At 68.6% G+C, this 10,234-nt stretch carries 7 protein-coding genes, 1 tRNA gene and 1 pseudogene; 2 read left to right on the top strand and 7 right to left on the bottom strand.

Annotation, left to right across the window (positions count from 1 at the left end):
• Positions 1-492 precede the first annotated feature (492 nt).
• The 6 genes and pseudogenes from GGD89_RS18730 to GGD89_RS18710 form a co-directional block, all read right to left on the bottom strand.
• Complete coding sequence (locus GGD89_RS18730; protein WP_184048802.1) at positions 493-1,275, bottom strand: competence/damage-inducible protein A; 783 nt, start codon at positions 1,273-1,275, stop codon at positions 493-495.
• Positions 1,272-1,889, bottom strand: a complete 618-nt coding sequence (locus GGD89_RS18725; protein ID WP_184048799.1) for a GNAT family N-acetyltransferase — start codon at positions 1,887-1,889, stop codon at positions 1,272-1,274. Before GGD89_RS18725 ends, GGD89_RS18730 begins: the two co-directional genes overlap by 4 nt.
• A gap of 4 nt (positions 1,890-1,893) precedes the next feature.
• Positions 1,894-2,292: a (deoxy)nucleoside triphosphate pyrophosphohydrolase gene (locus GGD89_RS20735; protein WP_425503060.1), complete on the bottom strand. Its 399-nt coding sequence runs from the start codon at positions 2,290-2,292 to the stop codon at positions 1,894-1,896.
• 126 nt (positions 2,293-2,418) lie between these two features.
• Positions 2,419-2,886, bottom strand: a pseudogene (locus GGD89_RS20730) (GNAT family N-acetyltransferase); the annotation flags it as partial.
• A gap of 25 nt (positions 2,887-2,911) precedes the next feature.
• A complete protein-coding gene (gene argJ, locus GGD89_RS18715; RefSeq protein ID WP_184048793.1) occupies positions 2,912-4,144 on the bottom strand; it encodes a bifunctional glutamate N-acetyltransferase/amino-acid acetyltransferase ArgJ in 1,233 nt (410 codons plus the stop codon).
• A gap of 124 nt (positions 4,145-4,268) precedes the next feature.
• Complete coding sequence (locus GGD89_RS18710) at positions 4,269-5,135, bottom strand: foldase protein PrsA (RefSeq protein ID WP_184048790.1); 867 nt, start codon at positions 5,133-5,135, stop codon at positions 4,269-4,271.
• A gap of 375 nt (positions 5,136-5,510) precedes the next feature.
• Here GGD89_RS18710 and secA point away from each other — a divergent pair, with 375 nt between their 5' ends.
• Positions 5,511-8,270, top strand: a complete 2,760-nt coding sequence (gene secA, locus GGD89_RS18705) for a preprotein translocase subunit SecA (protein WP_184048787.1) — start codon at positions 5,511-5,513, stop codon at positions 8,268-8,270.
• 171 nt (positions 8,271-8,441) lie between these two features.
• Here the strand turns inward: secA and GGD89_RS18700 are convergent, their stop codons facing one another.
• A complete protein-coding gene (locus tag GGD89_RS18700; RefSeq protein ID WP_184048784.1) occupies positions 8,442-9,419 on the bottom strand; it encodes an IS1595 family transposase in 978 nt (325 codons plus the stop codon).
• 359 nt (positions 9,420-9,778) lie between these two features.
• On the opposite strand from GGD89_RS18700, the gene GGD89_RS18695 reads away from it, so the two are divergent.
• Positions 9,779-9,855: transfer RNA gene (locus tag GGD89_RS18695), tRNA-Met, on the top strand.
• Positions 9,856-10,234: the final 379 nt, after the last annotated feature.

Raw genomic sequence — 10,234 nt, 5'->3', positions numbered from 1 at the left:
CACTAGAATCATATAGTTAATAGTGTCCTGATTGAATCCGAAGTTCGTCCAGCGCCAGCCAAGTGATGTAACGAACTTCGGATTCAGGACACTAGTGCGCTTCGCGTTCGAGCAACAGCATGTAACCAGCGCCCCACGTCCAAAGAAATAACGTTAGAGATAAGACAAGAAGCTGGAAAAAAACCACGAGGAGGTTGGTCTCTCGGTGCGGGATAAAATATATTGTATTCCATCCAGACTCATTCTCATCTTGGATTCGCCGCTCAAGTGTGGCGCGTGGGTTCGTGGTCAAGAGTCCGATCAATCCTCCCGACAGCGATATTCTGACAACTTTATTCTGCTTCATATTAAAACTGAATCCTTATTCAGGGTTTCCGAAGGGGTTCGTGCCTTAATGATATATGCGCGCAAAAAAATCAACACCCATAGTGCGGTTACCAAAGGTTTTTTAAATCAGGAGGCTTAGGAACAGGGTCATAGGGCAGGATTGCGTCAGCTCGATTGGTCTCCGCCCGATCGCTCCCCGATCTCGGGGTCATGGCCCTGGGCACGCAGCAGGGCCGCCACCTCTGCGATCACGCTGTCCAGCATCGCCGCGTCGGTGCCCCGGACGACAAGGGTGGTGCCGATGCGCCCACCCCGCGCCCACGGGTAACTGCCCAGGTCCGCGCGCGGCCAGCGCGCCTGGATGGCCGCCAGGGGCGCGGCCAGCTCCCCCTCGCGCGCCGGGGCGGTGACCGACCGCGACAGCAGGGGCGGGCCGCCGTTCAGGCCGGGAAGCAGGCTTTCCAGCATGGCCCGCATGATGGCCGGCACCCCGGCCAGCACATGGACGTTGCCCATGCGGAAGCCGGGGGCGGCGCTGACCGGATTGTCGATGAGGGCGGCGCCCTCGGGGGTTTCGGCCATCTTCAGCCGCGCCTCGGTGAGGGCGTCGCCGTAATGGTCGGTCAGGATGGCGACCGCGTCCGGATGGCGGATCAGGGGCACGCCGAAGGCGGTGGCCAGGGCGGCGGCGGTGATGTCGTCGTGGGTGGGGCCGATGCCACCGGTGGTGAACACGTGATCGACACGGGGTCGGAGCGCGTTGACGGCGGCGACGATGGCCTCGGTCTCGTCGGGCACCACGCGGATCTCGCGCAGCCGGATCCCCGCGCGTCCCAGGCGCTCCGCCAGGTGCCGGGCGTTGGTGTCCTGGGTGCGGCCCGACAGGATCTCGTTGCCGATGATGATGAGCGCCGCCGTGGGCGATGGTGTCGGGGACGTCGGCGTCATGGGTGCGTGTCCTGGGTCTGGGCCGTCCAGGCGGCCCGGGTGAGGGCGCGGCGGTCGTGGCGCCACGTCGTGCCGCGCGCGGGCGCCGGCACCACCAGGGTGCGACCGTCCGGGCGCAGGCCGGCCTTGGCGAGCACCCGCAGCGAGGCGGCGTTGTCCGGCGTGGCGCTGGCGAACACCTCCTCCAGGGCCAGGGGACCGAACGCCAGGCCGATGACGGCGGCCAGGGCCTCGCTGGCATGGCCCCGGCCCTGGAAGGGCGAACCGATCCAGTAGCCCACCTCGGCCGACGGCCAGGTGCCGCCCCAGCGCAGGTCCATGGCCCCCATCACGGTGTCGGCCGGCCGCGCGCCGATCAGCAGCACGACGCCGGTGCCCTCGGCGTGACGGACCTCGGCGAGCCGGATCCAGTCCTGCACGTCCTGCTGGCTCAGCGGGTGGGGAATGCTGGCGGTGAAGCGGGCGATCGCCCAGGTGCCGGCCAGGGCGGTCACGGCGGGCGCGTCGGCGGCGGTGGGGGCCCGCAGGATCAGGCGGCCGGTGCGCAGCGGCAGGGCGCCGCCGCCGTGGCGCAGGCGGGCGGTCTCCGATCCGGGTATCCTCTGGGTGCCCATCGTCTCACCCTCCCAGCAGGTCCTGAAGCACGGGGATCAGCGGACGGTCCGCCGCCGGCATGGGATAGTCGCGCAACCGTGCCGGGCGCACCCAGGCCAGCGCCTGGCCCTCGCGCGCCGTCGGTGTCCCCGCCCAGTTGCGCAGGATGTATAGTGGCATGAGAAGATGAAAGTCCGCATAGGCATGAGAGGCGAAGGTCAACGGCGCCAGACAGGCGGCGCGGGCATCCACCCCCAGTTCCTCGCGCAACTCGCGGATCAGGGCGGCTTCCGGCGTCTCGCCCGTCGCCACCTTGCCGCCCGGGAACTCCCATAGCCCGGCCATGGTCTTGCCCTCGGGGCGTTGCGCCAGCAGCACCCGGCCATCCGGGTCCACCAGGGCGGCGGCGACCACCAGCACCATCCGCGCCCGCGCCGCCCGCAGGCGCACCCAGTCGTCGCGCGTGAGCGCGCGGCGCGCCTGCATCCAGGTGTCGCCCCGCGCCGGGGCCGGGACCTCCAGCACGCCGCCGTCCGGCCGCAGGCCCACCTTGTCCAGCACCCGCTGCGAGGCGGTGTTGTCCCCCCGGGTGCTGGAGAACACCCCGGCCAGATCGAAGGTCGCGAAGCCCAGGTCGGTGATGGCGCGCACCGCCTCGGTGGCATAGCCGCGGCCCCAGAACGGCCGCCCCACCCAGTAGCCCAGTTCGGCCTCCGGCCAATGGCGGTGCCAGGCGATGGTCACGGCGCCCGCGATGGCGCCGGTCTCGGCCTCGGTGATGAGCACCGAGACGCCGGTGCCGTCGGCGTGGGTCTGGCGGGTGGTGCCGATCCAGGCGCGGATGGGCGCGTCGGTCAGCGGATGCGGGATGTCGCCGGTGTGGCGGGCGACGGCCCAGTCGCCGGCCAGCGCCACCACGTCGGCGACGTCCTCCGGGGTGGGCGGCCGCAGGACCAGGCGGTCGGTGCGCACCGGCAGCACGGCCGCGCAGCCCGTGCCGCCGAGCCGCCCGGGCATGCGGGCCCGGTCGTCTGTGTGGGGATCAGCTCCGGTAATCGGCATTGATGTCGATATAGCCATGGGTGAGGTCGCAGGTCCACACCGTGGCCGAGCCTTGGCCGATGCCCACATCGACCTCGATCAGGATGTCCCGGCCCTTCATGTGGGCGGCCACCGGGGCCTCGTCGTAGCCCGGCACCGCCAGCCCGTCGGCGCACACCGGAACGCCGCCGATGCGGATGGCCAGACGGTCGCGGTCGGCGCGTTCCCCGGCCTTGCCCACGGCCATGACGATGCGGCCCCAGTTGGCGTCGGCGCCGGCGATGGCCGTCTTGACCAGCGGAGAATTGCCGATGGCCAGGCCGATGCGCCGGGCGGCGCGGTCGCTCTCGGCGCCGGTGACGCGGAGTTCCACGAAGCGGCTGGCGCCCTCGCCGTCGCGCACCACCTGATGGGCCAGGTCCAGCAGCAGGCCGTTCAGGGCCGTCCGGAAGGCGGCCAGCGCCGGGTCGTCCGGACCGGTGACCGGCGCATGGCCGGCTTGTCCGGTGGCGAACAGCAACAGGGTGTCGGAGGTGCTGGTGTCGCCGTCCACGGTGATGCTGTTGAACGAGGCGTCGGCCGCCGGCCCCAGCAGCGCCCGCAGGACGTCGGCCGGCAGCGCCGCGTCCGTGGCCACGTAGGCGAGCATGGTGGCCATGTCCGGCGCGATCATGCCCGAGCCCTTGGCGATGCCCGACAGACGCACGGGCACGCCGCCGATGTGGGTCTCGGCGGTGGCGGTCTTGGGGTAGGTGTCGGTGGTCATGATGGCGCGCGCCGCCGCGACCCAGCCGTCGGCCCGGGCCTCGGCCGCCATCTCGGGCAGGGGCAGGGTGATGCGCGCGTCGGGCAGGAACTCGCCGATGGTGCCGGTGGAGGAGACGAACACTTCCCCGGGCGCGCAGCCGGCCGTGGCGGCGGCCGCCGTGGCGATGTTTTCCACCGACGAGGTCCCGCGCAGGCCCGTGAAGGTGTTGGCGTTGCCGGCGTTGACCACCAGGGCCCGGGCCCGCCCGTCCGCCAGGCCCCTCGCGCACCACTCCACCGGCGCCGAGCGGGTCACCGACTGGGTCAGAACGCCGGCGACGGTGGTGCCAGGATCGAACAGCGCCAGCAGGACGTCGGTACGCCCCTGGTAGCGCACGCCGCAGGCCCGCGTGGCCAGACGGACGCCGGGGACGGGGGCGGGCTCGATCACGGTGGTGGGGGCCAGGGGCGAGACGGGCTGATCCATGGGTCGGGGGTCCCGGGGGAGGAGAACAAGGGAGAAGGGCACCGCAGAAATGCCGTCCCCGGCGCGCGGGCCGGGGACGGTGATCGTGGGCCGGGGGCGTGTCGGTGCCGGCGGAGGCGCCGGCCTACTTGGCGCTGGGCAGCACCTCGTCCACGGGCTTGGTGACGATATCGGCCTCGCCGCGAAGCTCCTCAAGCAGGCTCTCGATGCGGGCCTCGGCGATCTCCGTGACGAACTGGTTGCGCAACTCGTCGAGGCTCGGGTGCTCGCCCATGCGGCGGTCGGTCACCTTGATGATATGCCAGCCGAACTGGGTTTGCACCGGGTCGGCCGTGAAGGCGCCGGCCTCCAGGGCGAAGGCGGCCTCGGCGAAGGGCTCGACCATCTGGCCCTGACGCTTGAAGTAGCCCAGGTCGCCGCCATTGGGGCCCGACGGGCCGGTGGACTCCGCCTTGGCCAACTCGGCGAAATCGGCGCCATCCTCCAGTTTCTGGATGAGGGCGACGGCGTCCTCCTCGCTTTCCACCAGGATGTGCGAGGCGCGCACCTCCTCCTCGGGCGGATGGGCGGCCTTGTAGGCTTCGTAGCGCTCTTCCAGGGCCTCGTCGGTGGCCGCATCCTCGACCACCTTGGTGAGGTAGACGGTGCGCACCACGCTGTCCCGCATGGTCTCCAGGCGGGTCAGCACGTCGGGGTGGTCGGCGAAGCCCTCGGCCTTGGCGCGGTCGACGATCAACTGGCTTTCCACCAGGTGTTTGACCAGGGTCTCATAAACCATGGGCAGCGGCGCCTGGGCCAGTTGCGGCTGGCGCGCCTGCATGTCCTGAACGGCCTTCAGGGTGATATCCTTGCCGTTGACCGTGGCCACCACCGACTCGGGATCGGCGGTCGCCTGGGCCGATGCCTGGCCGGGGAACATCCCCAACCCGCCCGACAGGGCCAGCGCGAACACGGCCGAGAAGGCCAGGGCACGGGGCGTGGTGCGAACCATCGTCGTCAGTCCTTGATCTCAGTGAGGATGGGGGCGCCACGGAAACAGGCGCGCCGGAACAGGCATGCGGATCGGGCCGGTGTCGGTGACCGGGGCGCGGCGCGTCCGGGGCGGACCCCACGAGACCGCACCCTGACGGGTCGCGGGGAAGGCGTCAACCGGCCAACCCGCCAGCCGGTATTCCGCCGCCCAGTCGACCAAAACCGACCGTCCGCCGGGAGGTAAGGGGCCATCGTGACGTTTTTGGGGCGTCGTTGACAGGGCATGCGCCGCTCTCTATCTCTTCCCGATCGCGCGCCCGGTCGGCTCCGGACCGTTCGTCCCGTGCCCTTCCCCCCGCATCCCCCGCCACCGCTGCACCCGAGGAACGCTCTCATGTTCGGCGCCATCGCCCGCAAGATGTTCGGCACCGCCAACGATCGCTACATTCGCGCCCTCGGGAAAGACGTCGCCGCCATCAACGCCCTGGAACCGGATCTGGAGGCCCTCTCCGACGAGGACTTGCGCGCCCGCACGCCCTGGTTCCGCGAGCGTCTGGCGGCCGGCGAGTCCCTCGACGACCTGCTGGTGGAGGCCTTCGCCACGGTGCGCGAGGCGGCCAAGCGCACCCTCGGCCAGCGCCATTACGACGTGCAGCTTCTGGGTGGCATGGTGCTGCATCAGGGCAAGATCGCCGAGATGAAGACCGGCGAGGGCAAGACCCTGGTGTCCACCCTGGCCTGCTACCTGAATGCCCTGCCGGGCCGGGGTGTGCACGTGGTCACGGTCAACGACTATCTGGCGCGGCGCGACGCCGACTGGATGGGCCAGATCCACCGCTTCCTCGGGCTGTCGGTCGGCTGCATCGTGCACAGCCTGTCGGACGCCGAGCGCCGCGCCCAGTACGCCTGCGACATCACCTATGGCACCAACAACGAACTGGGCTTCGACTACCTGCGCGACAACATGAAGTTCCGCCTGGAGGAGATGGTCCAGCGCGATCACGTCTACGGCATCGTCGACGAGGTGGACAGCATCCTCATCGACGAGGCGCGCACGCCGCTGATCATCTCCGGCCCCTCGGACGAGACCACCGACCTGTACGGCAAGGTCAACGTCCTGATCCCCCGGCTGACCGAGGATCATTACGAGAAGGACGAGAAGCACCGCGCCGTTACCCTGTCCGAGGAGGGCATGGAGGCCCTGGAAGGGCTGATGCGCGACCACGGGCTGATCCAGACCGGCGGCCTGTACGACATCCAGAACGTCTCCCTGGTGCATCACGCCAACCAGGCGCTCCGGGCGCACACCCTGTTCACCCGCGACGTGGACTACATGGTGCGCGACGGCCGCATTATCATCATCGACGAGTTCACCGGCCGCGCCATGGAGGGGCGGCGCTATGGCGACGGCCTGCACCAGGCGCTGGAGGCCAAGGAAGGCGTGACGGTGCAGAACGAGAACCAGACGCTGGCCTCGATCACCTTCCAGAACTATTTCCGCCTCTACGACAAGCTCGCCGGCATGACCGGCACGGCCATGACCGAGGCCGGCGAGTTCGCCGAGATCTACGGCCTCCAGGTCGTGGACCTGCCCACGCACCGGCCGATGATCCGCGACGATCGCGACGATCAGGTGTTCCGCTCCACCCGGGAGAAGGACGAGGCCATCGTCGACCTGATCGTCGAGTGCCACACGGCCGGCCAGCCGGTGCTGGTGGGCACGGTCTCCATCGAGAAGTCGGAGATGCTGGCCCGCCTGCTGGCCACCCAGAAGGGCATCAAGCCGGCCGTGCTGAACGCCCGCCAGCACGAGAAGGAGGCGTTCATCATCGCCGAGGCCGGCGTACCCGGCTCGGTGACCATCGCCACCAACATGGCCGGGCGCGGCACCGACATCCAGTTGGGCGGCAACCTGGACATGCGCCTGCGCCACGAGGTGCCCGAGGATTTGTCCGACGACGATCGGCAGGCGCGCATCGCCGCCATCACCGCCGAGGTGGAGGCGCGCAAGCGTCAGGCGCTGGACGCCGGCGGCCTGTTCGTGATCGGCACCGAGCGCCACGAAAGCCGGCGCATCGACAACCAGCTTCGGGGCCGGTCGGGCCGTCAGGGCGACCCCGGATGCTCGCAGTTCTTCCTGTCCCTGGAAGACGACCTGATGCGCATCTTCGGCACCGACCGCATGGACGGGGTGCTGCGCCGCCTGGGGCTGGAGGAGGGCGAGGCCATCGTCCATCCCTGGATCAACAAGGCCCTGGAAAAGGCGCAGCAGAAGGTCGAGGCGCGCAACTTCGACATCCGCAAGAACCTGCTGCGCTTCGACGACGTCATGAACGACCAGCGCAAGGTGGTCTACGAGCAGCGCCGCGAACTGATGACCACCGCCGAGGTCGTCGAGACCGTCGCCGACATGCGCCGCGAGGTGGTGGAGGCCCTGGTGCCCCGCCACATGCCCCCCAAGGCCATGCCCGAGCAATGGGACATGGTCGGCCTGCGCGAGGCGTGCCAGCGGCTGCTGGCGCTGGACCTGCCCTGCGAGGCGTGGGGCCGCGAGGAGGGCATCGCCGAGGCCGAGGTGGAGCACCGCATCCTGGAGGCCGCCGAGGACCACATGGCCCGCAAGGCGGCCAATTACGGCCCCGAGACCCTGCGTCTGATCGAGAAGAGCCTGCTGTTGCAGATTCTGGATCAGACCTGGAAGGAACACCTGCTGCAACTGGACCACCTGCGCCAGGGAATTTCCCTGCGCGCCTATGGCCAGCGCGATCCGCTGAACGAGTACAAGTCCGAGGCGTTCGAACTGTTCGAGGCCATGCTGGACACGCTGCGGGAGCGGGTCACCCAGATCCTCTCCCACGTGGAGGTGCGCGCCAACCCGGAACCCGACCTGCTGGTGCCGCGCGCGCCGACGCGCATGGAGGCCCACCACGATACGCCGCCGCCCCAGGTGGGCATGGGCGCCGGCGCGGGGGCTGCCGCGGACGAGGCCGCGCGCCCGGCGGCCCGGCCGGTCGCCACCGCCACCGTGCGCCACGCCCAGCCCGAGGCCCGCGACGCCGCCGACCCCGCCACCTGGGGCAAGGTCGGCCGCAACGAACCGTGCCCCTGCGGCTCCGGCAAGAAGTTCAAGCACTGCCACGGCAAGGTGGGGTAGGGGGCGCCCGTCGCGTTCACTCCCTATCGTCATCCCCGCCATACGACACGCCTCAGTGCCCCCACAGGCCTCCGAGCGGCGGGCTCGTGTTGGGCTGCTGTCCAGACCCGCCCAACACGATCACTGGGGAAGGCGATGCCTCCGAGACTTTCGTTCGTCTTTTCAAATGGCTCAATTAGCGTTAGGTATGCAAATTGGATCTTTGGGTGAGATGAGTCCGGCAACACAGGCCAGGGTGGATCTTGGTGAAGGGAGTTGAGGCAGGACGGTGAGGTGGTACCACGTCAGGTAGCTGTCGAGATATTTGGTGGCGATGCCCCTGTGACGTCGCAGGAGGTCCTTCAGGCGCGCGTGGCGGCTATTGACGGTCTGCAGGTGGAGGTCGCCGCGCACGCGTTCGCCGGCACTTTGGTTGAGGACTTCATGGGTCACGCCCAGAGCCTGGGCACAGGGCGGATAGGCCCGATGGCCGTCGCTGACCAGCAGGGCATCCTTGAGGATAACCGGCTCCAGATGTTCGGCCAGGGTCTCGGCGTTGACCGTGTCAAGGATAGCGCTAAAGGTCTGGCCGGAGCTGTCGGTGGCGATCAGGATGGGCACCTGCTCCTTTGACAATCCGCGCTTGGCCGCCTTGCCCCCGCGTTTGCGGGGCTTTCTGTCCAGCTTCCGCTCACCCTTGCGACTGTCGAGCATGGAGGTCTCGTCGGCCTCGACGATGCCACGCAGCTTCTCCGGTTCGGCTTTCGCGGCTCGCAGAAAGCGGTGACGCCAACGAAAGGCGGTGCTGCCCGCCACGCCACAGCGGTCCGCTGACTCAGCGATGGTGTCGCCCGCGCGCAGAGCCTCGGCGAACGCTCCCCAAAGCTCCTTATGCCGCAAGCGGGCCAGAGGCGTCCCCGTCAAGGCGTTGAAGGTCTTGTTGCAGCCTCGGCAGTGGTAGCGGCGCAGACCGTTGGCCCGCCCCCGGATCACAGCCCCCGTCGTCTCGCAATGAGGGCACCGGCGCTCCGCACCCACCCGTTGCTCCAGAAGGTCAAGCAGGCTCTCCAGCGACGACGGGCCGTCAAGAACACGCGCAGCCTCGGCCCGCTGCTCCGGTGTCAGCCCGTCGATTTCCGAAAGCCAAACCAAAAACGTGTCCCGATCCATGCGCGCCTCCCGGATTCAATCTTTCTCATAATACCAAAGCCGAGAATGCATATCTAACGCTAATTGAGTCTTTCAAATCAAAGGAATGGGGGGCGCGCTCATCCCTCCCCGGTCCAGCGCCGCCAGGTTTTCGCGCATGCTCCGCGTCTTGGGATGATCCCGCCCCAGGGCTCCCCCGGGGCTCTTCGTCGATGACCAGGGCGCGGTCGAGCAGCGGGCGGGTCTCCTCGTCCGGGCGGCTCTGCGGGCGGTCGGGGGCGGGGGCCGCCGGATCGCCCAGGCGGCATCCGCGACCGGATCATCGGCCTCGCGCGATCTTGACAGCGCTCGGAGCCTCCCCGTATAAAGCGCTTCCTCTTGGCGGAGTAGCTCAGCTGGTTAGAGCAGCGGAATCATAATCCGCGTGTCGGGGGTTCGAGTCCCTCCTCCGCTACCAATTTTTTCAAGGGCTTAAGGGCAGGTCGTTCAACGAACCTGCCCTTTTTTGGCATTACTGGTTAGCACTTGTGTTCTGAAGCTGTTTTACAACCAGCTTCACGGCCTCTTCCAGGCGCCGACGCGAATCGGCACGCGCGGTATAGAGTGCTCTGGGGTCGGGTTGAGTCGCCAGGGATTCCCATGGGATCGATTTTATGATTCAACGGACTGACCGTTAGGAGGTCGGTCCGCATGGGAAAACCCTATTCGCGTGATTTGCGAGGGCGCTTCGTGGCGCTGTTGGAAGAGGGGCTTTCGGCCAGTGGCGCGGGGCGGCGCCTTTTGGTGGCTCGTTCGACGGCGACCCGATGGGGCAAGATTTGGCGTGACGAAGGCCG

Origin of the sequence: Roseospira visakhapatnamensis (genome assembly GCF_014197915.1) — a bacterium.
Taxonomy (GTDB): domain Bacteria; phylum Pseudomonadota; class Alphaproteobacteria; order Rhodospirillales; family Rhodospirillaceae; genus Rhodospira; species Rhodospira visakhapatnamensis.
This window is presented reverse-complemented; position numbering and strand designations above follow the sequence as displayed.

What these genes read in the sequence shown, in the direction of transcription:
- GGD89_RS18730 (WP_184048802.1), bottom strand. Translation starts at nt 1,275, where the DNA reads ATGACGCCGACGTCCCCGACACCATCGCCCACGGCGGCGCTCATCATC.
- GGD89_RS18725 (WP_184048799.1), bottom strand. Translation starts at nt 1,889, where the DNA reads ATGGGCACCCAGAGGATACCCGGATCGGAGACCGCCCGCCTGCGCCAC.
- GGD89_RS20735 (WP_425503060.1), bottom strand. Translation starts at nt 2,292, where the DNA reads ATGGTGCTGGTGGTCGCCGCCGCCCTGGTGGACCCGGATGGCCGGGTG.
- argJ (WP_184048793.1), bottom strand. Translation starts at nt 4,144, where the DNA reads ATGGATCAGCCCGTCTCGCCCCTGGCCCCCACCACCGTGATCGAGCCC.
- GGD89_RS18710 (WP_184048790.1), bottom strand. Translation starts at nt 5,135, where the DNA reads ATGGTTCGCACCACGCCCCGTGCCCTGGCCTTCTCGGCCGTGTTCGCG.
- secA (WP_184048787.1), top strand. Translation starts at nt 5,511, where the DNA reads ATGTTCGGCGCCATCGCCCGCAAGATGTTCGGCACCGCCAACGATCGC.
- GGD89_RS18700 (WP_184048784.1), bottom strand. Translation starts at nt 9,419, where the DNA reads ATGGATCGGGACACGTTTTTGGTTTGGCTTTCGGAAATCGACGGGCTG.